Here is a 23,257-nt window from a genome sequence, read left to right as displayed (position 1 = left end):
TCTCATCTTCGCCGCTTGTCGCTAGCGATGAGCACACGCATGTTTCAGAATGATGTCAGTCCGCTTTCAGCGCGGTCGGTTTTCCGGCTCAGCGCCGTACCTGCTTGCCACGCAATACATCCGATATGACAGAGCTCGAGCGGGCATGTCGATCACTGGCAATTGCTTGAGGAATACAAGTGCGTTCTTTCAGCCCCTGGCTGCAGCGGCCCGTCAGTGCTCTGGCGGCGCTGGCTGTCCTGTTCATGCTGCTTCCCCTGATCAGCCGCTACGCACTGGGCTGGTCGCATCCCTACGGTTATCTCTCGGATCTGGCCATCGGCAGCCTGTTGCTGTGGTTGGTACAACGCCGTGGCCTGCTGCTGGGTATTCCGTTGATTCTGGGCTGGGTGACGCTCAACCTCGGTACCGTTGAATTGGTCAGCGCCGTGGGGCGCATGCCGGAGCCGACGGATCTGCATTACCTCACCGACGCGCAATTCATCAGCCACTCGACCCAGGGCGGCGGCCTCACTCATCCCTGGCTGGCTGCCGGGCTTATCGCGGTTTCCCTGGCATTTTTCATTCTCTTCGCCATCAGCCGCAAACACCGCGCCAGCAAAGCATCGCCAGCCTGGCTGCTGCTGCCGCTCGGCCTGTTCGCCGCCCATGGCATCTACCAGTACCGCAGCCCCAGCGAAGCGGATCAGTGGCTGCAATTCAACCTGCCGCACAAATGGCTGGCCGAAGGCATCAGCGCCGCTCAACTCGGCCTCGAGGACTGGCTCACCAAGGGCCAGCCGAACAGCCCGCCAGACGTGACCGGACTGACCCGGCTGGACATGGATGGCACTCCGCTGCTGAGCGAACCCGGCCGCGCGCGCAATGTATTGATCATCACCCTGGAAGGCATTCCCGGCGCCTATATCGCCGCCAGTCGCCGAGCCATCGGCAGCAGCTATCAAGCCGACCCGATGCCGCGCCTGAGCCAATGGGCCGAGCGCGGCATGCTGACCAGCGATTACGTACTGCACGGCCACCAGACCATCCGCGGGCTCTATGCAATGCTCTGCGGCGACTACGACAAGCTCGCCTCGGGGACACCGAAAGGCATCGAGCTGCTGGCCAATGCCGAGCGCAGCGCCCAGTGCCTGCCTGCTCAGTTGCGTGAACAGGGCTTCAGTACGCATTTCCTGCAGGGTGCCGGACTGCGCTTCATGGCCAAGGATCAGATCATGCCGCGCATGGGTTTCGAAAAGACCCTGGGCCGCGACTGGTTCCGCAATACGCCCTACCTCGATTTCGCCTGGGGCATGGATGATCGAGCCTACTTCGAAGGCGCGCTGACCTACGTCGATGGCCTGCGCGAGCAGAAGGCGCCCTGGATGCTGACCCTGCTGACCGTCGGCACCCATCAGCCCTACTCCGCCCCCACCGACTACCTCGACCGCTACCCCAACGCCAAACAGGCAGCCATCGCTTACCTCGACGACGCCATCGGTGAGTTCCTCGATGCGCTGGAGCAGCGTCGCGTGCTCGACGATACCCTGGTGGTGGTGACGTCCGACGAATCCCACGGCATCGAGAACGTGCGCTTGGCATCGGCCTGGGGCTTCAACCTGATGCTGGCTCCGGAGCAGGCTCAGTTGCCGTCGATCAAAGAAGGCGTCTACGGACACGTCGACCTGACCGCTTCGATCCTCGACTACTTCGCCCTGCCGCTGCCGGCGGACATCGCCGGCCGCTCGATGCTGCGTGACTACCACCAGGGCCGCGAGATCATTTCCTACACCAATGGCCTGCTGCGCGAGCACGATGGCCACGGCACACTCACCGAATGCAACTTCCAGCAGGTCTGTCGGCGCTATGCCAGCCCAGGGTTCATTGCCGATCATGCGCAATATCTGGGCCGCGTCAGCGGCAAGCCGGCACGCCTGGTGAGCCAGCGTGCCGAGTTGCTGGATCGTTCCCTGAGCGATGGTCAGGGCAATCAGTTGCTGCAGTTCGCCAGTAACGAGCGCATCCGCCTGCGTACCACCCCGGGCGACGACTGGGCCGACAACCTGATTGGCGCCCAGTACCTGGAACTGCCGAAGGGCACGCAGACAACGGTGACCCTGAAGATCAATACGCTGAAGATGGCGGAGTCAGGCGCTACGCTGCGCCTGAAGACCAAGGAATTCGACCGCGATGTGCTGATCAACATCCCGGAGATTCCGCTCCTGAAGGAAGGTCAACCGCTGGAGCTCAGCTTCGCGTTCGACAACCTCGACACGCGCAAGGCGTTTTCCTTCCACCTGGTGGGTGAAGGTAAAGGCTCCATCGAAATCACCGATTTCAGTGTCGAGACCCAGCCGATGGAAGCCGAACTGCTGGCGGCTCAGGCAGAGAAAAAAAATGCCGAACTGGCGCAGTGAGTCACACTCACTGCGCTCAGTAGATCGCGTAACGCCATTCGATCTCGGCATGTTCGCCACGCACGGGTAGTAGGCGGTGGCGGGAACACATCACGCTCTCCAGGCGCAGGCACACCCTGCATCTGCGCCGTGGTTCACGCGCCAGCGCGACGGATACGCGTGCTCAGACCAGCGCCTCCCGCGGGGCCAAGCCGTCGAACACATCTGCCGTCAACACATCCAGACCGTGCCGATCGAGCACCTCACGAGGATGCTCTTCGCCGGGGAAGGTACTGTCGATCATGCTCAGCAGTTGAGAGCCGCGCGGGGTAAGAATGTAGTTTTCACCGTTGCCACCCTCAGCTTCCGGGCGTGGCTCGATGAAGCCGCCACCGAGCAGCGTGGCTTCGTATTGATCGACCTGCGCCTTGAGCCCGTCGATATTGCGCACATCCTGCCCGGCCTGTTGTAGCGCCTCGGCCAGTTCCTCGGCGCAGCGGCGCGGCACGAACGCCTGGCCTGCGCTGTTCTGCACCTCGTGCAACATACGCTCGATAAGATCCCAGTTATGGGTTTGGGTCTGAGTCGTCATGTCATCATCTCCCATCACTCTGGCACCCGATGGGATATCGGGCACAGCGCCCACAGGGGCCTATAACGTTGTGAACCGCTGCACTTGGCAAGGTTCGCCCTATCTATCTGCCAAAACATGCCCTGAACCAAGGGCAAACGGCGCAAGTCTGAGGCGAATCCCCCGCACAAAGGACTCACCCATGCTCCGCCGGCCACCGCTGCGCCCCGTTCTCAGCGCTCTGCTCCTGGCGGCCGTCGCACCGTCGGTGCTGGCGGCCGAACCGCTGCGGCTCAAGCATCTGTACCGCTGCGAAGACATGCTGGATCGCCAGCGCCAGACCTTCTGCCTGGACACACGCGGCATGGCGAGCGGCGATCTGCAAGTGCTGCTCGATGGCAAACCACTGCCCGCCAATGCAGTCGACAGGCGCGATGGCCTGCGTATCAGCCTCGACAACGACCGCTACCGCAGCGGCCCGCTGTGGTTGCAACAGGGCGACGCCATCAGTAACCCGGTATGGCTGTCCATGGCGGGAAGCCATGTATTGGCTGCCAAGCCCGGTGAAGTGGCCAGGAACATGGATGGCCTGAACACCTACATCGATCTGGTCAGCGTGGTCATCGAGGAAGACGCTCAGGGCCTCGATACGGCCAAGGCGCTGGCGAAGAAATACGGTGCCGAAGTGGTCGGCGCGATTCCACCGCTCAATACCTTCCAGTTGCGCCTGCCCGCCAAGGATCTGATCCAGCGTGATGCCCTGGTGCTGCGCCTGGGCAGCGAGCTGAGCGTCGATGCCGTGGTGATCGAGGAATCCTCTGCCGAGGAACAGGAAGCACCTGCAGGCGAATCCGCGGATGATCATCTCGACGAAGAGGAATGGACGGCGAACCGTTTTCTCGATGCGGTGAATTACTACCAACGGCGCATTCCGTCGAAGCGTTCGCCCATCGAAACCAAACCCGTGCGCATCGGGCTGATCGAACGCGAGGTCGACTTCGACGCCCCTGACTTCAAGGACTACCTTGGCGCTGCCGAACGCAAGGGCAATACACCCCACACGCGGCTGTACAGCCGCGACGCCGACAAACCGGACGGCCATGGCACCACCGTTGCCGGTATTCTCGCCGCACGCTGGGATGAAGGCGGCAACACCGGCTTCCTGCGTGGCCTGGACGGCGCAGGCCCGGGCTTCGAGGTGATCGTCGACCGCAATTCGGATGCCGGCATCACCGCCAACGTCGCCGCCTCGGTCAACCTGGTAGAAGACGGCGTGCGAGTATTGAACTGGAGCTGGGGTATTCACCGCGTCGGCGCCAGGAACATCCATGGCGACGAGATCGACTCGCTGGTGCGCTCCGGCGTGGCGATGAGCGGTTACGAGGAGCTGCTGGAAGAGTTCTTCCTGTGGTTGCGCCGCGAACACCCGGATGTGGTGGTGGTCAACTCCGCCGGCAACGGTGCGTCCTACTCCGGTGCCGACGATTACCGCCTACCCTCCTCCTTCATCACCGAACAGTTGTTCGTGGTCGGCGGCCACCAGCGCAGCGACCGCCAGGACGTGGCGGTGAGCGACCCGGCTTACGTTATCCCACGCAGTTCCTCGAACGTCGACACCCGTGTCGACATCACCGCAGCGGCCTGCGTGCGCGCCTCCACTGCCGATGAAAACCGACAGGGCAGCGTGCATTGCGGCACCTCCTACGCCACGCCACTGGTGGCCGGCGTGGTCGCGGCGCTGATGTCGATCAACCCCGAACTGCATCCGGATCAATTGCGCATGCTGCTGCGCCGCAGTGCCATGACCATCGGTGAGGAGTTCGACTTCGAGCCCGCCGATGCCGATGACCTGACCGCGCCCATTCTGCCGTCCGAGCGCGATTTCAACATGAACGACAAGGACATCGGCCGCTCGGCTCGGCTGGACATCCAGAAGGCACTGGATCTGACGGTCAGAAGCCTGGATCGGGCGAGATGATACGTCGGGCAAAAGCCTGAACCTTCACGCTGAGCGGGCACTCAACCGCACAGCCATGCCCGTACCAAGCGTGAGGAATTGAGCATGATCAAGCATATCGCGCCACTCTGCGGCCTGGTCCTGGCCCTGGCCCTCTACGGCGTTGGCCAGGCGCAGGCCTGCACTGCCGACGAAGCCGCCGCCAAAGCACAGGAGCTGGCGGCCAAGGTCGAGGAAATCACCCAGCGCGATCCCGAGCGGGCCGCGTTGCTGCGTCAGGAGCTCAAGGAAGCAGAACCGCAGACCGAAGCCGAGAAGCTCGGCACCGATTGCGATGCGTACGACCAGCGTCTGCGCGAACTCGAAGAGATCGGCGCCGAGGTCGAGGAGCAGGTGGAGTGAGGCTGGCACCGACAGTCGCGGCATGAAGCGCGCCTGCCGGTACCCCGAGCGGATCAGGCGTCGGTGGAAGGCGTCTTGCGCTTGAGTGGCGCCAGGCCGTCCTGGCTGACCAGGGTCGGTGCGTCGCTCTTCGGCTTGTTCACCGTATTGCGTTTGGCCGGGGTTTTCGCCGCTGGCTTCTTGGCGATCTTCTTGCCGGTCTTCGGGTCGACCTTTTTCTTCTTGGGGCCGGCTGCCTTGCCGGACGCCTTGAGATTCTTCGGCCCCTGATAGCTGCCCTTGAGTTCCTTGATGCTGCGACGTTCGAAGCGCTGCTTGAGGTAGCGCTCGATGCTCGACATCAGGTTCCAGTCGCTATGGGTGATCAGCGAGATCGCCAACCCTTCGCTACCGGCACGGCCGGTTCGCCCGACGCGGTGCACGTAATCGTCACCGGAGCGTGGCATGTCGAAGTTGATCACCAGATCCAGACCGTCGACATCCAGGCCGCGGGCGGCCACGTCGGTGGCCACCAGCACTTTCACCGCGCCCTGACGCAGGCGGTCGATGGCCAGCTTGCGATCCTTCTGATCCTTCTCGCCGTGCAGTACGAAGGTCTTGAATTCCTTGGCCACCAGCTTGCCGTACAGGCGGTCGGCCTGGGCGCGGGTGTTGGTGAAGATGATTGCCTTGTCGTAGGTCTCATTGCTCAGCAGCCACTCGACCAACTGTTCCTTGTGGTAGTTGTGGTCGGCGGTGATGATCTGCTGGCGCGTGCCCTCGGCCAATTCGCTGACCCGGTTGAGCTGCAGGTGCAGCGGGTCGCGCAAGACCTTGGCGACCACTTCACGCAGGCCGGCACCGCCGCTGGTGGCGGAGAACAACAGGGTCTGATGCGCGTTGCCACAGAGTTCCGCCAGACGCTGCACGTCTTCGGCGAAGCCCATGTCGAGCATACGGTCGGCTTCGTCCAGCACCAGCATTTCCACGTCTTCGAACAGCAGGTTGCCAGCGTTGGCATGCTCGATCAGGCGGCCTGGGGTACCGATCAGGATGTCGATCTTGCGCAACACGGCGGCCTGCACCTTGAAGTCTTCGCCGCCCGTCACCAGACCGGCCTTGAGGAAGGTGTACTGGGCGAAGCGCTCGACTTCCTTGAGGGTCTGCTGGGCCAGCTCGCGGGTCGGCAGCAGGATCAGCGCACGCACGCTCAGGCGCGCCTTGGAATTACCGTCACCGAGCAGGCGATGAAGCATCGGCAGCACGAAGGCGGCGGTCTTGCCGCTGCCGGTCTGGGCGGTTACGCGCAGATCCTTGCCCTGCAGCGCAGGCGGAATCGCTGCCACCTGCACCGGAGTCGGCTCGACGAAATTAAGCTCGGCCACGGCTTTGAGCAGGCGTTCATGCAAGGCAAATTGGGCAAACACGGGGCAAACCTCGATGCAAATGTTAAATCAGCCGTATAGGTTACCGCGTTCGCGCCCTGGGGCCGAATGCTTTCTCCACCTGGGTGTTTGAAAGCTGTCAGATGGGTGGGCGCATGCGCCGTTGCTTGATCAGCAAACGCCCGCTATCCCAGCCCACCAGCACCACCGCCAGCCAGATCGGCAGGTAGGTGAGGAACTGGCTGGAATCGAACCGCTCGCCCAGGAAGACCAGGCTGACCATGAACAGCAGCACCGGCTCCACGTAACTGAGGATGCCGAACAGGCCCAACGGCAGTAACCGTGACGACGCCATCATCGCTGCCAGGGCGATGGTGCCCAGCAGCGCCATGCCCGGCACCAGCCACCACAGTCGCGGAAACTCGCCGAACGCGTCATCCGGCGCCCACTGCAGGATCAGCCAGATGGCCAGGGGCGCCAGCACCAGCATTTCCAGGATCAGGCCGGACAGCGCATCCAGGCGCATCCAGCGGCGCAGCATGAAATACGGCGGATAGCCCAGTGCGGTAACCAGCGTCACCCAGGAAAATGCCTGGGAACGCCACAGCTCATGCAGCACGCCGGCGAAGGCGCAGGCGACTGCGATTTTCTGCAAGGGACGCAGACGCTCGCCATAGAACACCCTGCCGACCAGCACCATGGCCAGCGGCAACAGGAAATAGCCCAGCGAAACATCCAGCATGTGCCCGGTCAGCGGTGCCCACACGAACAGGAACCACTGCACGCCAATCAGCGCGGCCGAAAGCGGCAAGGCGGCCAACAGCAATGGCTCGTTGCGCAGGCGCTGCAGCACGGCGAGCAACACCGGCCACTGACGCAATACGGTAACCAGCAGCAATACCGCCGGAACCGACCAGAGCACGCGCTGGGCGAACACCTGCCAACCGTCCAGCGGGGTGAGCATCTGCACGTAGCCGGGGATCAGAGCGAACAGGATCGAGGCGCTGACAGAGAGCACCACACCACGTCCGGAAAGCGTCATCACGCACCTCGAAGGAAAGAAAGCCAGCCGCGTTTTCAGCCTATCAGTTGCCCTGAGAAGGCGACGCCGAGACGGCGCAGGCAGATACGTCAGCGCCGTTGCGCGAACGGCGGCGCACCATAACGGTTCAGCGCACGGCAAACAATCACCTGCTCCTGTCCGCCTGAATCCCAGGCAAAAAAGGGAATCGGCGAGGCGATTCCCTGGAAAGTCGCACCCAGGAACACCGGGTACGAATGGAGACTGGCGTCAGATGACCTGAGTGAGGCGCAGCTCGGCGGCTTCCAGCCCCTTGGCCATGAATTCGGCTCCCAGGTTGAGGCCCTCGGCATGAATGAAGGTGACGTCGTGGATGCCCATGAAGGCCAATACCTGGCGCAGATAAGGCTCCTGATGATCCTGGCTGCCGCCCGCGTAGATACCACCGCGGGCTGTAAGCACGAAAGCGCGCTTGCCATGCAGCAAGCCCTGGGGGCCGTTTTCGCTGTAACGGAAGGTCGCCCCGGCACGCAGCACATGATCGAACCAGGCCTTGAGCGTGCTGGGAATGGCGAAGTTGTACATCGGCGCAGCCAGCACCAGCACGTCGGCCGCCAGTAGCTCGTCGATCAGCCCATTGGCGCGCTGCAACGCCGCACACTCGGCCGCGCCATGGCTTTCAGCAGGCTGCGTCCAGGCGTTGAGCAAGGTGCCATCGAGATGGGGCAGCGGCTCGACGCCCAGATCACGACGGCAGATACGATCGCTCGGGCGCCCCTCGCACCAGCGCGCCAGAAAGCGCTCGGTCAGTTGTCGTGAAACCGAACCATGCTGACGCGCACTGCTTTCAATCACCAGTAGCTGGGCCATGGGTCGCTCCATCGATAGGCGGGTGTCAGACGATGGAGGCGAGACTAGATACACGAGGTTCGATAATAAAGCGTAAATATCCACCGCTAAATATCGACGAAGTTGATTTGTTTGGAAACACTCCCTAGGCTGCTCGGGGCTTCAGGTTACTGCGGCTCGCAGGTGAGCTGTACACGCAGGCGGATGATGCTGCGGGCGAATTTAACCGTCAGGTTGCCGCTCTGCCCGGCCGCCAGGTTCACGCTGCGGGTACGCGGCGCTTCGGGGCCGTTGCGAAATACCGCTTTGCAGGAGGCAGCCGTTTCGCCGTAGTTCTGCACCAGCACCGCCGCCATATTGTGGTCGATTTCCTGGGAGCTGGCCGACACTTCGGCACCATTGAGCTGCTTCTCCAACTCGATGGGATAGGCCTGCGCTGCCAGTGGCAGCAAGGCGATCAGCGCACAACAGAGTTTTTTCATGTCCAGCCTCCAACGGTGGGCTGTCAGTTTAGGGCCAGTACCCTGCCTGTGCACAGGGACTGGTGAAGGAGATGAGATGAAGGCCCCACGCGTAACCCTCGATCAGTGGCGCACCCTGCAAGCGGTGGTCGACCATGGCGGCTTCGCCCAGGCCGCCGAGGTGCTGCACCGCTCGCAATCGTCGGTCAGCTATACCGTGGCGCGCATGCAGGAACAACTGGGCGTGCCGCTGCTGCGCATCGACGGGCGCAAGGCAGTGCTCACCGAAGCCGGCGACGTGCTGCTGCGCCGCTCCCGGCAACTGGTCAAGCAGGCCAGCCAGCTCGAAGACCTGGCGCATCACATGGAACAGGGCTGGGAGGCCGAAGTTCGTCTGGTGGTCGACGCCGCCTACCCGAGTGCCCGTCTGGTGCGCGCACTCACTGCCTTCATGCCGCAAAGCCGTGGCTGCCGGGTACGCCTGCGCGAAGAAGTACTGTCAGGCGTCGAGGAAGTGCTCAAGGAAGGCGTCGCCGACCTGGCGATCAGCGGCTACAACATTCCCGGCTTTCTCGGCTCGGAAATGAGCCCGGTCGAGTTCATCGCCGTGGCCCACCCCGATCACGCCCTGCATCGCATGCAACGGCAGTTGAATTTCCAGGATCTGGAAACCCAGATGCAGGTGGTGATTCGCGATTCCGGGCGCCATCAACCCCGCGATGTCGGCTGGCTCGGCGCCGAGCAGCGCTGGACCGTCGGTAGCCTGGCCACCGCCGCCACCTTCGTCGGCAACGGCCTGGGCTTCGCCTGGTTGCCGCGGCATATGATCGAGCGTGAACTGAGCGACGGCCTGCTCAAGCCCCTGCCCCTGGATAAAGGAGGCAGCCGCAGCCCAGTGTTCTTTCTCTATGCCAGCAAGGACAAAGCTCTGGGGCCGGCCACGCAGATCCTCACCGATCTGATTCAACGCTTCGATGCGGCGCCATTGAACGCCGCCTTCGCCTCCCCGGCACCGCTCGCGTGAGCTATATCCATGGCCTATTTCGATCACCACGGTTGCAAGCTCTTCTATGAAGAGCAGGGTCAGGGCACGCCCGTCCTGCTGATCCACGGGCTGGGTTCCAGCACGCTGGACTGGGAGCTGCAGATTCCCGTACTGGCGACGCAGTACCGGGTGATCGCGCTGGATGTCCGCGGTCACGGGCGTTCCGACAAACCGAGGCAGCGCTACCGCATCGCCGATTTCGCCAGCGATGCCGCCGCATTGATCGAACACCTGAAGCTTGCGCCCGTGCACCTGGTTGGCATTTCCATGGGTGGCATGATCGGCTTCCAGCTTGGCGTGGACAGCCCGCACCTGCTGCGCAGCCTGACCATCGTCAACAGTGGCCCGGAAGTGAAGGCGAAGAAACCGTCGGACTACCTGGAAATCGCCAAACGCTGGACGCTATCGCGGCTGCTGAGCCTGGACACTATCGCAAAGGCCCTGGCCCGGCTGCTGTTTCCCAAACCCGAACAGGCCGAGCTGCGGCGCAAGGTCGAAGAGCGCTGGCCGCGCAACGACAAGCGCGCCTACCTGGCCAGCCTCGATGCCATCATCGGCTGGGGCGTGCGTGAACGCCTGAGCCGCATCACCTGTCCAACCCTGGTCATCAGCGCCGACCGGGACTACACCCCGGTGGCGCAGAAACAGGCTTACGTCGATGAGATGCCCAACGCCCGCCTGTTGATCATCGCCGATTCGCGCCACGCTACGCCGCTGGATCAGCCCGAACACTTCAACCGCAGCCTGCTTGCCTTTCTACATGAAGTCGAAAACACTGCTGCCACCTCACCTTAGGACTAGACACGATGCTGAAGAAACTCGCCCTCACTGCCTGCTCGCTGCTGTTCACCGCCCAGCTCATGGCCGCCGAAAACCCGGTGGTGCTGCTGACCACCAGCCTGGGTGAAATCGAAGTCCAGCTCGATGAGCAGAAGGCACCGATCAGCACCAAGAACTTCCTCGCCTACGTGGACAGCGGCTTCTACAAGGGCACCCAGTTCCATCGGGTGATCCCGGGCTTCATGGTGCAAGGTGGCGGTTTCGACGAGAACATGCGCCAGAAGAACACCAACGCGTCGATCAAGAACGAAGCCGACAACGGCCTGCACAACGTCCGCGGCACGCTGGCCATGGCCCGCACCCAGGCTCGCGACTCGGCGACCAGCCAGTTCTTCATCAACCACACCGACAACGCCTTCCTCGACCACGGTTCGCGCGACTTCGGCTATGCCGTGTTCGCCAAGGTGACCCGCGGCATGGAAGTGGTCGACCGTATCGCCCAGGTGCGCACGGGCAACCGCGCCGGCCAGCAGAATGTGCCGCTGGATCCGGTGGTGATTCTCGACGCCAAGCGTCTCTGATACTGCTACCCTCTCCGGGTAACCCGCGTGCCAGAGCACGTGGGTTCACCTCTGAGCCCACGTGCTCATGCCCTCGGGCAGCATTCCAGCCGACAGGTCTCGCCTGTTGGTAGCAAGAAGCCAATCGCCCGCCCATCCGCCAGAGCAGACTGCGCCCCATGTTGTTTCGCCGTTTCGAAAATCTGATCGATGTCTTCAAACCAAGCCCAGACGTAGCGCCGCCCGACGGCATGCTGCGGTTCTACGCCCACTACCTCAAGCAGGTCTGGCCGTTGATGATCGCCGTGCTGGTGATCGGTTTTTTTGCGGCACTGATCGAAGTGGCGCTGTTCAGCTTTCTCGGCCAGTTGATCGACATGGCTCAGGCGACCAGCGACGCGCGGACATTCTTCGCCGAGCACCGCAACGAACTGCTGTGGATGGCGCTGGTGGCACTGATCATCCGGCCCTTCGTGTTCGGCCTGCACAACCTGCTCACCCACCAGGCGATCAATCCGGGGCTGACCAATCTGGTTCGCTGGCAGAACCACCGCTATGTGCTCAAGCAGAGCCTGAATTTCTTCCAGAACGATTTCGCCGGGCGCATCGCCCAGCGCGTCATGCAGACCGGCCCGTCGCTGCGCGATTCGGCCATGCAAGTGATCGACGCACTGTGGCACGTGGTGGTCTACGCCGGCAGCGCGCTGTACCTGTTCGCCGCTGCCGACGTACGCCTGATCGTGCCGTTATCGCTATGGATCATCGGCTACAGCGCAGCCCTCTGGTATTTCGTGCCACGTATCAAGGCCCGCTCGGCGGCCGCCTCTGCCGCGCGCTCCAAGGTCATGGGCCGGGTGGTCGACGGCTACAGCAACGCCGCCACGCTCAAGCTGTTCGCTCACTCCAGGGAGGAAGAAACCTACGCCCGCGAGGCCATGCAGGAGCTGCTCGACAAATTCCGCCTGCAGTCGCGCACCATCACCAGCCTGGATTTCCTCATCACCTGTCTCAACGGCCTGCTGATCGTCGGCACTGGCGCCCTGGCGCTGTGGTTGTGGAGCGAGGCGCTGATCAGCACCGGTGCCATCGCCCTGGCATTGGGCCTGGTGATCCGCATCAACAACATGGCCGAGTGGATCATGTGGGTGGTCAACGGCATCTTCGAGAACGTGGGCACCGTGCAGGATGGCATGCAGACCATTGTCCAGCCGCGTCACGTGCTCGACCGCGAAGACGCCAAACCGCTACAGGTACGGCAAGGCGGCGTACGCTTCGACGATGTGCATTTCCACTACGGCAAGAAAGGCGGGGTGATCAGCGGCCTGGCCATCGATATCCGTCCCGGCGAGAAGATCGGCCTGGTCGGCCCATCGGGTGCCGGCAAGTCGACCCTGGTCAATCTGTTGCTGCGCCTCTATGACCTGGAAAGCGGACGTATCCTCATCGACGGCCAGGACATCGCCGACGTCAGCCAGGAAAGCCTGCGCGCCAACATTGGCGTGGTCACTCAGGACACCTCCCTGCTGCACCGCTCGATTCGCGACAACCTGCGCTACGGCAAGCCCGAGGCTAGCGACGATCAGCTCTGGGCCGCGGCGCGCAAGGCCCGCGCGGATGGCTTTATCACCACGCTGGACGACAGCCAGGGCGGGCTCGGTTTCGAGGCGCAGGTCGGCGAGCGCGGGGTCAAGCTGTCCGGTGGCCAACGCCAGCGCATCGCCATTGCCCGGGTGTTGCTCAAGGACGCGCCGATACTGGTGATGGACGAAGCCACCTCGGCTCTGGATTCGGAGGTCGAATCGGCGATTCAGGAAAGCCTCGACAGCCTGATGGATGGCAAGACGGTGATCGCCATCGCCCACCGACTGTCGACCATCGCACGCATGGATCGCCTGGTGGTGATCGACAAGGGCCAGGTGATCGAGACCGGCACCCACGCCGAGCTGATCGAGCGCGGCGGCCTCTATGCTCGCCTGTGGCAGCACCAGACGGGAGGTTTCGTCGGCGTCGATTGACGCCGATGGGGCTCCGCCCACGGCCTGCTCGCCAACTAAATAGTTAGCTTACTAACATCATCATTTTTCGTGATATCCACTAACAAAGGCATCAATTTCCGCGGTGCCGGCTTTGCTGGTCATATGAGTCCTACCAGGCAATGACACCGATCAGATCGGCCAGGCTGCCTGTCATCGAATGATCGAGGACTCCACCATGAAAATCGCAACCGCTGTTACCGCTCTGCTTTCCAGTCTCGCTCCTGCCGTGTTCGCCGCCGACATCCAGCCAAAACCCGGTGCCGGCCTGCCGACCGAGGACTATCACTACGGCATGAAAGTCGATGTGCAAAAAGTGCTGTACCGCACTGACGTCTCCGACAAGACCGGCGTCGTGCCGGTGATCATGGTCTACACCGACAGCCAGGGCGAAACCCACAAGATGCGTTTCCTCGAGTGGGGCGGCCGTTACGACGGCTAATCGGTCGCGTGCTGCGCTGGCGCGCTGCGGGCAACCGCAGCGCGCCACTGCAACAGGTCAAACCTGCCGATACGGCAACATCTCTCGCGCTTGTTGCGCGTAGGCCAAGACACCCTCCCGCTCCTCCTGCAGAAACCCCGCCACCGCGTCACGCAGCCCTTCATGCACCAGGTAGTGCCAGGAATGGGTGATCACCGGCTCGAAGCCACGAACCAACTTGTGCTCGCCCTGCGCCCCCGCATCGAAACGCTGTAGCCCCCGCGCAATCGCCTGCTCCATACCCTGGTAGAAACAGGTCTCGAAATGCAGCCGGTCGAACTCGGCCAGGCAGCCCCAGTAACGCCCATAAAGACTGTCACCGCCGCTCAGGCTGAACGCCATGGCCACCGGCTGTGCACTGCGGCAGGCCAGCACCACGCGTATGGCTTCGGGCATGCGCTCGGCCAACAGGCTGAAGAAGGCGCGGGTCAGATAAGGAGCCTGACCGCGCACATGGTAGGTGTTGGCATAGCAGTGGTAGACGAAATCCCACTCCGCTTCGCTCAACTGATGCCCTTCGCGCCAGTCGAACTCAATCCCCTGCCCCGCTACCTGTTCGCGCTCCTTGCGCATCTGCTTGCGCTTGCGTGAGCTGAGGGTGTCGAGAAAATCCTGAAAATCCCGATAGCCCCGGTTGTGCCAGTGGAACTGACAGCCCAGGCGCTGCAGCCAGCCATCGCGCCCCTGCAAGACATCATTGCCGGCTGCATCGGTGAAGTTCACATGCAACCCGGACAGGCCCTGCTCTTCAAGGGATGCGGTAATCGCATCGAGCATCTGCCCCGTCGCCTCGGCCGTACCCAGCAGGCGCTGGCCAGTAACCGGAGAAAACGGAATGGCACCCAACAGCTTGGGGTAATAGGCGATACCGGCTCGGCGGCAGGCGTCGGCCCAGCCGTGATCGAACACGTACTCGCCGGAGGAATGGTATTTGACGTAGGCCGGCAGCGCCGCCAGCGGTTTGCCGTCAGCACCGAGCAGCACCTGATGCGCCGCTTGCCAACCCGAACGCCCGCCTACGCTACCGCTGTCTTCCAGCGCGCAAAGAAAGGCGTGGCGCAGAAATGGTTGCGGCCCCGTCAGCAGGCCATCCCAGGTTTCGGCGTCGAGATCATTGAGGGCGTGCAGGCTGTAAACAGGCATCGGCAATATCCGCGGGCAGTCAGCGCACACTATATCGCCAAGCGCCGGGCAGATACGATTGCCCATAAAAAATGGCCGGGAGCCATTTTTAACGTCGCTTGCTACGGCCCGCAGGGTGGCCGCCAGGGATGGCAGGCCGTAAAAAACCCCGCACAAGGCGGGGTTCAAAGGAGCACCACGTTGAAACGTCTTGCTTAGAACGCGTATTGGGCGCGAACTACGAAGCCATCACCGCTGTCATCGCCAGTACGCGCAGTAGCGGTGGCGTTGTAGACGTTGTCGGTGCTGGCCTTGACGTAGACGCCACTGATTTTCACTGCTTCGTTGACGTACCAGTTGACACCCAGGTTGTGCACCTTGGCTTCCAGATCGCCAACGTCACGCGTCAGGCTGGCGGTAACCAGGTTGTCGTCTTCAACAGTGATGCTGTCGTAGCGATAGAACACTTCCCATGCACCAATCTGTTTGTTCTCAGGCTTGATCGAATCGAACCGGCCCAGTCTGTAACCGCGGGATTCGCCGGTCAGGGTGTAGGCAGCCTGCACGTAGTAACCGTCAGCCTTGATGTCCTGATAGGCGGAAGAATCAGCCTTCAGCTTGCGCTTCATGTACTCGCCCTGGATCGACAGCGGGCCCATCGCCCAGGCCGCTTCCAGACCCAGTGCGGTGTCGTCGTCGTAGGAGCCCGCTTCAGTACTGTTCGCGCCGGCGAACACTACGCGGTTGCCGTTGCCACCGGCATCGTTACCACCCGTGGTTTCAACGCCACGCATGCCCAGGCGGCTGCGGAAGCGGGTGTCGATGACCGAGTCGGAAACATCACGACGAGCGAAGTTGGCGCCCAGGTGCACAACGTTGCCTGCCTCGTGCAGCGGAGCGAATACACCGCGCAGGTTGACCTGCTTGTTGCTGTCACCGTCGGTGTCGTTGTTGTCTTTGGCGAACAGGCCGCCGGACAGATACACGGAGTCACCGATGGTGCTGGAAGCCTGGATACCCAGACCATTCTGGTGGCCGTTGGCCCAGTCGATCACGTCATAGAAGGCATTTCGTTCTTGAGCGGTAACCCACTTGGAGCTGGTGGCTTTTTCCAGACCGAACTCGGGGTCGAAACGACCGACCTTGATGGAAACCGGCTTGAAGCCGTTATAGGCGATGGAAGCCTCGTCGAAATAACCATCATCCGAGCTGCCGGAGTTGTGCGAGAAATCGTAGCTCAGGGTGTAGGCCCAATCGGTGAAGGCAACACCGGAGATTTCCAGAAAGGCACGACGGAAGTAGGCAGCATCGGCGCGGTTGCCGTTACGGGTATAGATGCCATCGAACGAGCTGTAGTCAGCCTGCAGGCGGCCACCGACTTTGAAACCGAACGCTTTGTCAGTGGTAGCGACTTCCAGGCCACCTTTGGTTTTAACTACGATGTCAGCGCCGTCAGTGGTGACGGTACCGGCGAAAGCCTGGGCGGAAACGGCCAGAGCCAGGGCGCTGGCTGCGAAACCGGCGAAGTGCTTACGGATCATCGAGAATTCCCCTAATTGAACTTAAGTGCTGAAAAACACCCGAGCCTTGGGCTCGTTCGTGCTGGGGGAATCTTCGCGGCCGGTTATTTCAGCGCCGTTGCCGATATATAAATATTTGATGACAACGGAACTTTTTACTTCCTATCCGCATAACCGCTTGACAGAGCGGTTCGTGCGATTCGGAAATGAGAGAACGGAACGGCACGAACGCACCGTGGGTGGAGGGATGGGCCGCTACGGTGATAGCGGCCCGGGCAATCAACGCTTGCTCAGAATCACGCTGCCAATCGAATAACCGGCACCAAAGGAACTGAGCACGCCGAGCGAACCGGCTGGCAGGTCGTCCTGGTTCTTGTGCAAGGCGATCACCGAGCCCGCCGAGCTGGTGTTGGCGTAGGTGTCGAGGATCACCGGCGCTTCGTGAGCCTCGGCATCGCGGCCGAGCAGCTTGCGGGCGATCAGCTGGTTCATGTTGAGGTTGGCCTGGTGCAACCAGAAGCGCTTCACATCGGTCACGCTCAGGTCGTTTTCCCGAAGATGGTTGGCGATCAGCTCGGCCACCATCGGGCAGACGTCCTTGAACACCTTGCGTCCTTCCTGCACGAACAGTTTGTCATTGGTGCCCTGACTACCATTTTCGGCCGCCCGGTTGAGGAAACCGAAGTTGTTGCGGATGTTGTTGGAGAATTGAGTCAACAACTTGGTGCCGACAATCTCGAACTGGTGTTCGGAGGTCGCCAGATCGGCACGTTCGATGATCACCGCAGTGGCGGCATCGCCAAAGATGAAATGGCTGTCGCGGTCACGGAAATTGAGGTGGCCGGTACAGATCTCCGGGTTGACCATCAGGATAGCCCGCGCCTGACCAAGCTGGATGCTGTTCGCTGCGGCCTGGATGCCGAACGTGGCCGACGAACACGCCACGTTCATGTCATAGCCGAAGCCCTGAATACCCAGCGCTGCCTGCACTTCGATAGCCACCGCCGGGTAAGCGCGCTGCAGGTTGGAGCAGGCGACGATGACACCGTCGATATCCGCAGCGGTCTTGCCGGCACGGGCCAGCGCCTGTTCGGCCGCAGCCACTGCCATTTCGCAGAGAATGCCCCACTGCTCGTTACTGCGCTCAGGGATGTACGGCACCATGCGCTGCGGGTCGAGAATGCCCTGTTTGTCGATCACGAAGCGGCTCTTGATGCCCGACGCCTTCTCGATGAAGGCGCTGTTCGACTCGCTCAGCGCCTCGACATCTCCACGCTCGATGGCCCCGGCGTTATCGGCATTGAACTGCTGCACGAAGGCATTGAAAGACGCCACCAACTCGTCGTTGGAGATGCTGTTGGCCGGGGTGTACAGGCCCGTACCGCTGATGACGACGTTATGCACGCTGTTTCCTCTTGTTCGTGGCTATTGCCAGGCAGACCGCGGCGCATAGCCGACGGCATCGGTACGCGGGCGAGCGATACATATCGCCACATAACCCGTTTTTACTGGTGTTCAAGTGTGCCACAGGCTCGCGGTTCGCGCCCATTGTGCAGATAAACTACCCGTCCAAAATTGGTAACTACGCACCGCTACCGATCACCATGCGTCTGCTCCAGCAACCAGTCACGAACCACCGCGAGCGGAGCGTGCTGGCGTGCTCGCCGCGGGCTGACCAAATAGAAACCTCGCTCGTCCTGCAGTACCGGCTCGAACGGAATGATCAGTCGCCCCGCGTGGATATCCCGCTCGACGAAGAAGCGGCTGGACAGGGCAATACCCTGCCCGGCGATGGCCGCCTCGATAGCCAGCGAGGTCTGGTTGAAGCGCACATTTTTCGCCGCAGCCTGCAGCGCCTGAGGGAACACCTGATCGAGAAACCGTGGCCAGAGATTGTGTGCGTCATGCAACAGGGGGTAGCGCGCCAAGGCTTCCAGGCTGCACGGCGACCCAAGGCGCTCAAGCAGACCGGGGCTCACCACCGCGACGACAGCCTGCTCGAGCAATAGCTCGGTCTGCAGGCCTGGGCCAAAGGGCGGACGGCCGTAACGCACCGCAAGATCCACACCATCGTTGTGAAAGCTGGAAAGTCGCTCGCTGGCCAGGATTCTCAGGTCGATCTGCGGATGCTGCGCAGAAAAGCCAGGCAGCCGCGGGATCAGCCATTTCGACGCAAACGTCGGCGTCACGCTGATGGTCAGGTGCAGCGGCGCGGGTCTCAAGCCCTGCGTAGCATCGGCGATTACCTCGAACGCGCGACGGATACTCAGGCTGTAGCTTCTGCCGCTCTCCGTCAGCGCCAGAGTGCGCGGATGCCGCTCGAACAGCTTGAGTCCCAAGTCGGCTTCCAGACCACGAATCTGCTGCGCCACCGCCCCTTGGGTCACACCCAGCTCGTCACCAGCCAGGCGGAAATTCAAATGCCGCGCCACCACCTCGAACACACGCAGCGCATTGAGCGACGGTAATTGACCGAATTCTTCAGACATGACTGTAGTTTTTCTACTGAATCAACATACGAAAACTGCCTCTCTCCCACACCACCTGGCTGCTAGGCTATCAATCGTAGCTAACGCCCTGAGGGCACTGGAGACAATACGATGCCTGTAGAAAAAGTAGCAATCATAACCGCCGGTGGCAGTGGTATGGGCGCCGCAGCCGCACGTCGCTTGGTAGCCGATGGATTCAAGATCGCCATCCTCTCTTCGTCAGGCAAGGGCGAAGCGCTGGCCGAAGAGCTGGGCGGTTTCGGCGTGACCGGCAGCAACCAGTCCAGCCAGGATCTCGAAATCCTGGTCGAAGGCACACAGTCGCGATGGGGCCGCATCGATGTACTGGTCAACAGCGCCGGGCATGGCCCGCGTGCGCCGATCCTGGAGATCAGCGACGAAGACTGGCATCGCGGCCTGGATACCTACCTGCTCAACGTGATCCGCCCAACACGCCTGGTCACGCCAACCATGCAGAAGCAAAAGAGTGGCGTGATCATCAATATCTCCAGCGCCTGGACGTTCGAGCCCAGTGAGCTGTTCCCCACGTCGGCGGTGTTCCGGGCCGGCCTGGCGTCTTTCACGAAGATTTTCGCGGACACCCATGCCCGCGACAACATTCGCATGAACAACGTGCTACCCGGCTGGATCGACAGCCTGCCGGCCACCGAAGAGCGCAGGGCCAGCGTACCGCTGCAGCGTTACGGAAGTAGCGAGGAAGTGGCCGCGACCATCGCCTTTCTGGCCTCGGAGGGCGCGGCCTATATCACCGCACAGAATATCCGCGTCGATGGCGGCATCACCCGCGCAGTCTGATCGCCGTGACGAACCGTGGAACTGCGGTTCAGCGGGTGCAGACGAGTGGCCACGAATGCCCACAGATCAGCGAGCATTCGTGGCTGAGACTTCAGCCAAGGCTGTCGTCGATCACCAGCACCAGCTTGCCGTTGACCTGATTGCCTTCCAGCGTGGCGAAAGCCGCCTGCGCCTCGCTAATGGGGAAGGTCTGCGCCAGTTGCGGCTTGAGCCGCCCTTCGCCGAACAGCGGCCATACGTGCTGGCGCAGATCGCGCAGCAGATCGGCCTTGAACAGGTCGTCACGGCTGCGCAAGGTGGAGCCGATCAACTGGATACGCTTACCGAGCAGCAGCGCCAGATCCAGCTCAGCCTTGCGCCCGCCCATCAAGCCGATGTTCACCCAGCGGCCATCGAGCGCAAGCAGCTTCAGGTTCAGCGCGGCGTAACTGGCACCCACCGGGTCGAGAATCACCTCGAAAGGGCCGACCTCGTGCAGAGCCTCGAGGCCCTCACCACCCCGAATCGCACCGCCGGCAGCGCCCAGGCTCTCGCAATAGGCCAGGCGTTCGGCCGAACCAACGCTGACCCAGCATGCACTGCCAAAAGCTTTGCACAGCTGGATCGCCGCCGAGCCGACGCCACTGGCACCGGCGTGCAGCAGCACCTTCTCACCGGGTTTCAGGCCGGCCAGCTGGAACAGATTGAGCCAGGCCGTTGCGTAGACTTCCGGCAGCCCTGCGGCTTCGTGCAGCGACACACCTTCCGGTACGGGTAGTACATGGCGGGCATCGACCACCACTTCCTCGGCCAAGCCGCCACCCGCCAGCAGCGCGCAGACCCGGTCACCCACCTGCCAGTCGCAACCAGCGCCTACTTCGCTGACGATACCGGCACATTCCAGGCCGAGAATATCGCTGGCGCCCGGTGGCGGCGGGTACAGGCCGGCACGTTGCAACAGGTCGGCACGGTTCAGGCCCGCGGCCGCCACGCGAATGCGCACTTCACCCACATCACAGGCAGGAGTGGGACGTTGCACCCATTCCACCTGCCCTTCCACGCCTTGCAATGCTTTCACGCTGCCTCCATAGTGCATTTGAACCTAGCCCAGCGCTTAGCGCTGGGCTTTTGCATGCGCCGATTGAACCTGGCGCCCTCTAAAGACGGCCTAATATGCGTTATCAACTGTCCCCACGTCGAATCAGCATGAAGCGATCACTTATCAGCGCCACCCTGGCCCTCGTTCTCGGGCTGGGCGCATTGCCCCTCGCAGCCAAAACCAGCCAGGCCGATCCGTGGGAATACCTGCAGCCTGATCGCGAGCAGGTCATCGCCAGCCTCAACGTCGTCGAGCTGCTGCAGCGTCACCATTACAGCAAGCCGCCGCTCGACGATGCGCGCTCGGAGAAGATCTACCAGGGTTACCTGAAGATGCTCGATCCGGCGCGCAGCTATTTCACTGCCGCGGATATCGCCGAATTCGACCGCTGGAAAGACAGATTCGACGACCTGCTGAAAAAGGGCGATCTCGGCCCCGGCTTCCATATCTACAAGCGTCAGCTCGTGCGCCAGCAGGAGCGCCTGAACTACGTGCAAGGGCTGCTGGCCAAAGGCGTCGACAAGATCGACTTCACGGTCGACGAAGACTTGCTCGTCGATCGTGAAAAAGCTCCCTGGGCCAAGGATGTCGCCGAGCTGGACGAGCTGTGGCGCAAACGTCTGAAAGACGAAGTGCTGCGACTGAAGCTCGCTGGCAAGGAGCCTGCGACCATCCAGGAACTGCTCACCAAACGCTACAAGGCTCAGCAGGCACGCCTGCAGCAGACTCGCGGCGAGGACGTGTTCCAGGCGTACATAAACGCCTTCGCCATGACCTACGATCCGCACACCAACTACCTGTCGCCGGATAACGCCGAAAACTTCGACATCAACATGAGCCTGTCCCTCGAGGGCATCGGCGCCGTGCTGCAGAGCGATAACGAACACGTCAAGGTGGTACGCCTGGTACCGGCCGGCCCTGCCGAGAAGAGCAAGCAGATCTCGCCGGCGGACAAGATCGTCGGTGTTGGCCAGGGTGACGACGAGATCGTCGACGTGATCGGCTGGCGCCTCGATGAAGTGGTCAAATTGATCCGCGGCCCCAAAGGTTCGCGCGTCCGCCTGGAAGTGATTCCGGCGAGCAATGCGCCGAACGACCTGACCAGCAAGGTGGTGAGCATCACCCGCGAGGCGGTCAAGCTCGAGGAGCAGGCGGCGAAGAAGTCCGTGCTCAAGCTCAGCCAGGGCGGCCACGACTACAAGCTGGGCGTCATCGAGATCCCCGCCTTCTACCTCGACTTCAAGGCGTTCCGTGCCGGCGATCCGGATTACAAGAGCACCACCCGTGACGTCAGGAAGCTGATCACCGAACTGCAAACCGAGAAAGTCGACGGTATCGTCATCGACCTGCGCAACAATGGCGGCGGTTCGCTGCAGGAAGCCACCGAACTGACCAGCCTGTTCATCGACAAGGGCCCGACCGTCCTGGTGCGCAACAGCGATGGCCGGGTCGATGTGCTCGAGGACGAAAACCCGGGCGCCTTCTACAAGGGCCCGCTTGCCGTTCTGGTCAACCGCCTGTCCGCCTCGGCTTCGGAAATTTTCGCTGGCGCCATGCAGGACTACCACCGTGCGCTGATCCTCGGTGGCCAGACCTTCGGCAAAGGCACCGTGCAAACCATCCAGCCGCTGAATCATGGCGAACTGAAGCTGACCCTGGCCAAGTTCTACCGCGTTTCCGGGCAGAGCACCCAGCACCGTGGCGTGGTGCCGGACATCGCTTATCCCGACGTGATGGACAACAAGGAAATCGGCGAAAGCGCGCTGCCCGAGGCCATGCAATGGGACAGCATCCGTCCGGCGATCAAACCCGAACTGGATCCGATCAAGCCGTTCCTCACCGAGTTGAAAAACCGCTACGACAGCCGTACGGCCGACAACCCGGACTTCAACTTCGCCCGCGAGCGTCTGGCTCTGTCCCGTGAGCTGATGGCCGAGAAGACCGTTAGCCTCAACGAGGCCAAGCGTCGTGCCCAGCACGCCGATATAGAGAAACGCCAACTGGTGATCGAGAACGCCCGCCGTACCGCCAAAGGCGAAGAGCCGCTGGCCGAACTGAAGAAGGAAGACGAGGACGACGTCCTGGCACAGAGCACAGACGAGAAGACCAAACCGGAAGACGACGCCTATCTGTCGGAAACTGGCCACATCCTGATCGACTACCTCAAGCTCAATACTCGCTTAGCTAAGCAGTAACCAGGAAGCGGTCACCAGAAAGGGTGTCGTATTCACGACACCCTTTTTTGTGCCCCCACCATTCCTGGCGGGCGCCCTTCATTAAACGGTCATCAATCTGTAGTGAAATCACGGGCATTCAGCGGTATTTATCCGCAG

The 23,257-nt window shown here is 62.0% G+C and carries 20 protein-coding genes; 10 read left to right on the top strand and 10 right to left on the bottom strand.

What is annotated here, in order from left to right; translation table 11 throughout:
* Positions 1 to 179 precede the first annotated feature (179 nt).
* On the top strand, positions 180 to 2,396 hold the full coding sequence (locus tag DNK10_RS06605) for an LTA synthase family protein (protein ID WP_131190976.1): 2,217 nt from the start codon (positions 180 to 182) through the stop codon (positions 2,394 to 2,396).
* A gap of 163 nt (positions 2,397 to 2,559) precedes the next feature.
* On the opposite strand, the gene DNK10_RS06600 is transcribed toward DNK10_RS06605, so the two are convergent.
* Positions 2,560 to 2,967, bottom strand: a complete 408-nt coding sequence (locus tag DNK10_RS06600) for a transcriptional regulator (protein WP_131190975.1) — start codon at positions 2,965 to 2,967, stop codon at positions 2,560 to 2,562.
* Between the two features lie 181 nt (positions 2,968 to 3,148).
* Between DNK10_RS06600 and DNK10_RS06595 the strand changes: the two genes are divergently transcribed.
* Both DNK10_RS06595 and DNK10_RS06590 read left to right on the top strand, forming a co-directional pair.
* Positions 3,149 to 4,924 carry a S8/S53 family peptidase gene (locus DNK10_RS06595; RefSeq protein WP_131190974.1) on the top strand — a complete coding sequence of 592 codons (1,776 nt, stop codon included), beginning with the start codon at positions 3,149 to 3,151 and terminating at the stop codon, positions 4,922 to 4,924.
* 84 nt (positions 4,925 to 5,008) lie between these two features.
* The gene (locus DNK10_RS06590; protein ID WP_131190973.1) at positions 5,009 to 5,305 is read left to right on the top strand and encodes a hypothetical protein; all 297 of its coding nucleotides are present in this window, start codon (positions 5,009 to 5,011) and stop codon (positions 5,303 to 5,305) included.
* A gap of 53 nt (positions 5,306 to 5,358) precedes the next feature.
* Here the strand turns inward: DNK10_RS06590 and DNK10_RS06585 are convergent, their stop codons facing one another.
* The 4 genes from DNK10_RS06585 to DNK10_RS06570 form a co-directional block, all read right to left on the bottom strand.
* Positions 5,359 to 6,711, bottom strand: a complete 1,353-nt coding sequence (locus DNK10_RS06585; protein WP_131178445.1) for a DEAD/DEAH box helicase — start codon at positions 6,709 to 6,711, stop codon at positions 5,359 to 5,361.
* Between the two features lie 97 nt (positions 6,712 to 6,808).
* The gene (gene rarD, locus DNK10_RS06580; protein ID WP_131178446.1) at positions 6,809 to 7,711 is read right to left on the bottom strand and encodes an EamA family transporter RarD; all 903 of its coding nucleotides are present in this window, start codon (positions 7,709 to 7,711) and stop codon (positions 6,809 to 6,811) included.
* 249 nt (positions 7,712 to 7,960) lie between these two features.
* The gene (locus tag DNK10_RS06575) at positions 7,961 to 8,560 is read right to left on the bottom strand and encodes an FMN-dependent NADH-azoreductase (protein ID WP_131178447.1); all 600 of its coding nucleotides are present in this window, start codon (positions 8,558 to 8,560) and stop codon (positions 7,961 to 7,963) included.
* Between the two features lie 146 nt (positions 8,561 to 8,706).
* A complete protein-coding gene (locus DNK10_RS06570; protein WP_131190972.1) occupies positions 8,707 to 9,021 on the bottom strand; it encodes a 3-phosphoglycerate kinase in 315 nt (104 codons plus the stop codon).
* A 76-nt stretch (positions 9,022 to 9,097) separates the two neighbouring features.
* Between DNK10_RS06570 and DNK10_RS06565 the strand changes: the two genes are divergently transcribed.
* From DNK10_RS06565 to DNK10_RS06545, 5 genes are all read left to right on the top strand, one after another.
* Positions 9,098 to 10,024, top strand: coding sequence for a LysR family transcriptional regulator (locus tag DNK10_RS06565; RefSeq protein ID WP_131190971.1), 927 nt, complete (start codon positions 9,098 to 9,100; stop codon positions 10,022 to 10,024).
* A 9-nt stretch (positions 10,025 to 10,033) separates the two neighbouring features.
* On the top strand, positions 10,034 to 10,840 hold the full coding sequence (locus DNK10_RS06560) for an alpha/beta fold hydrolase (RefSeq protein WP_131190970.1): 807 nt from the start codon (positions 10,034 to 10,036) through the stop codon (positions 10,838 to 10,840).
* A gap of 11 nt (positions 10,841 to 10,851) precedes the next feature.
* On the top strand, positions 10,852 to 11,406 hold the full coding sequence (locus DNK10_RS06555; protein ID WP_131178451.1) for a peptidylprolyl isomerase: 555 nt from the start codon (positions 10,852 to 10,854) through the stop codon (positions 11,404 to 11,406).
* Between the two features lie 158 nt (positions 11,407 to 11,564).
* Complete coding sequence (locus DNK10_RS06550; protein ID WP_131190969.1) at positions 11,565 to 13,400, top strand: ABC transporter ATP-binding protein; 1,836 nt, start codon at positions 11,565 to 11,567, stop codon at positions 13,398 to 13,400.
* A gap of 196 nt (positions 13,401 to 13,596) precedes the next feature.
* Complete coding sequence (locus DNK10_RS06545) at positions 13,597 to 13,860, top strand: DUF2790 domain-containing protein (protein ID WP_131178453.1); 264 nt, start codon at positions 13,597 to 13,599, stop codon at positions 13,858 to 13,860.
* Between the two features lie 57 nt (positions 13,861 to 13,917).
* Here DNK10_RS06545 and DNK10_RS06540 read toward each other — a convergent pair whose 3' ends face one another.
* From DNK10_RS06540 to gcvA, 4 genes are all read right to left on the bottom strand, one after another.
* Positions 13,918 to 15,042 carry a GNAT family N-acetyltransferase gene (locus DNK10_RS06540; RefSeq protein WP_131190968.1) on the bottom strand — a complete coding sequence of 375 codons (1,125 nt, stop codon included), beginning with the start codon at positions 15,040 to 15,042 and terminating at the stop codon, positions 13,918 to 13,920.
* A gap of 194 nt (positions 15,043 to 15,236) precedes the next feature.
* Positions 15,237 to 16,562, bottom strand: a complete 1,326-nt coding sequence (locus DNK10_RS06535; protein WP_131190967.1) for an OprO/OprP family phosphate-selective porin — start codon at positions 16,560 to 16,562, stop codon at positions 15,237 to 15,239.
* Between the two features lie 258 nt (positions 16,563 to 16,820).
* A complete protein-coding gene (locus DNK10_RS06530) occupies positions 16,821 to 17,945 on the bottom strand; it encodes a beta-ketoacyl-ACP synthase III (protein ID WP_131190966.1) in 1,125 nt (374 codons plus the stop codon).
* A 188-nt stretch (positions 17,946 to 18,133) separates the two neighbouring features.
* The gene (gene gcvA / locus DNK10_RS06525; RefSeq protein WP_131190965.1) at positions 18,134 to 19,030 is read right to left on the bottom strand and encodes a transcriptional regulator GcvA; all 897 of its coding nucleotides are present in this window, start codon (positions 19,028 to 19,030) and stop codon (positions 18,134 to 18,136) included.
* Between the two features lie 111 nt (positions 19,031 to 19,141).
* Between gcvA and DNK10_RS06520 the strand changes: the two genes are divergently transcribed.
* Positions 19,142 to 19,846 (top strand): SDR family oxidoreductase, encoded by a 705-nt coding sequence (locus tag DNK10_RS06520; RefSeq protein ID WP_131190964.1) that lies wholly within the window; start codon positions 19,142 to 19,144, stop codon positions 19,844 to 19,846.
* 91 nt (positions 19,847 to 19,937) lie between these two features.
* Here the strand turns inward: DNK10_RS06520 and DNK10_RS06515 are convergent, their stop codons facing one another.
* The gene (locus DNK10_RS06515; RefSeq protein ID WP_131178459.1) at positions 19,938 to 20,903 is read right to left on the bottom strand and encodes an NAD(P)H-quinone oxidoreductase; all 966 of its coding nucleotides are present in this window, start codon (positions 20,901 to 20,903) and stop codon (positions 19,938 to 19,940) included.
* Positions 20,904 to 21,031: 128 nt separating this feature from the next.
* Here DNK10_RS06515 and DNK10_RS06510 point away from each other — a divergent pair, with 128 nt between their 5' ends.
* Positions 21,032 to 23,119 carry a carboxy terminal-processing peptidase gene (locus DNK10_RS06510; RefSeq protein WP_165495953.1) on the top strand — a complete coding sequence of 696 codons (2,088 nt, stop codon included), beginning with the start codon at positions 21,032 to 21,034 and terminating at the stop codon, positions 23,117 to 23,119.
* The last annotated feature ends 138 nt before the right edge of the window (positions 23,120 to 23,257 follow it).

Origin of the sequence: Phytopseudomonas daroniae (genome assembly GCF_004327275.1) — a bacterium.
GTDB lineage: Bacteria > Pseudomonadota > Gammaproteobacteria > Pseudomonadales > Pseudomonadaceae > Aquipseudomonas > Aquipseudomonas daroniae.
Note: the sequence above shows the minus strand (reverse complement) of the source record. Positions and strands in the feature narration are given on the sequence as shown.

Excerpts from the sequence above, each read along its gene's own strand:
- DNK10_RS06565 (WP_131190971.1), top strand. The coding sequence starts at position 9,098 with ATGAAGGCCCCACGCGTAACCCTCGATCAGTGGCGCACCCTGCAAGCG.
- DNK10_RS06595 (WP_131190974.1), top strand. The coding sequence starts at position 3,149 with ATGCTCCGCCGGCCACCGCTGCGCCCCGTTCTCAGCGCTCTGCTCCTG.
- DNK10_RS06540 (WP_131190968.1), bottom strand. The coding sequence starts at position 15,042 with ATGCCTGTTTACAGCCTGCACGCCCTCAATGATCTCGACGCCGAAACC.
- DNK10_RS06510 (WP_165495953.1), top strand. The coding sequence starts at position 21,032 with ATGAAGCGATCACTTATCAGCGCCACCCTGGCCCTCGTTCTCGGGCTG.
- DNK10_RS06520 (WP_131190964.1), top strand. The coding sequence starts at position 19,142 with ATGCCTGTAGAAAAAGTAGCAATCATAACCGCCGGTGGCAGTGGTATG.
- DNK10_RS06560 (WP_131190970.1), top strand. The coding sequence starts at position 10,034 with ATGGCCTATTTCGATCACCACGGTTGCAAGCTCTTCTATGAAGAGCAG.
- DNK10_RS06600 (WP_131190975.1), bottom strand. The coding sequence starts at position 2,967 with ATGACGACTCAGACCCAAACCCATAACTGGGATCTTATCGAGCGTATG.
- DNK10_RS06590 (WP_131190973.1), top strand. The coding sequence starts at position 5,009 with ATGATCAAGCATATCGCGCCACTCTGCGGCCTGGTCCTGGCCCTGGCC.
- DNK10_RS06575 (WP_131178447.1), bottom strand. The coding sequence starts at position 8,560 with ATGGCCCAGCTACTGGTGATTGAAAGCAGTGCGCGTCAGCATGGTTCG.
- rarD (WP_131178446.1), bottom strand. The coding sequence starts at position 7,711 with ATGACGCTTTCCGGACGTGGTGTGGTGCTCTCTGTCAGCGCCTCGATC.
- DNK10_RS06550 (WP_131190969.1), top strand. The coding sequence starts at position 11,565 with ATGTTGTTTCGCCGTTTCGAAAATCTGATCGATGTCTTCAAACCAAGC.
- DNK10_RS06555 (WP_131178451.1), top strand. The coding sequence starts at position 10,852 with ATGCTGAAGAAACTCGCCCTCACTGCCTGCTCGCTGCTGTTCACCGCC.
- DNK10_RS06545 (WP_131178453.1), top strand. The coding sequence starts at position 13,597 with ATGAAAATCGCAACCGCTGTTACCGCTCTGCTTTCCAGTCTCGCTCCT.
- gcvA (WP_131190965.1), bottom strand. The coding sequence starts at position 19,030 with ATGTCTGAAGAATTCGGTCAATTACCGTCGCTCAATGCGCTGCGTGTG.
- DNK10_RS06570 (WP_131190972.1), bottom strand. The coding sequence starts at position 9,021 with ATGAAAAAACTCTGTTGTGCGCTGATCGCCTTGCTGCCACTGGCAGCG.
- DNK10_RS06535 (WP_131190967.1), bottom strand. The coding sequence starts at position 16,562 with ATGATCCGTAAGCACTTCGCCGGTTTCGCAGCCAGCGCCCTGGCTCTG.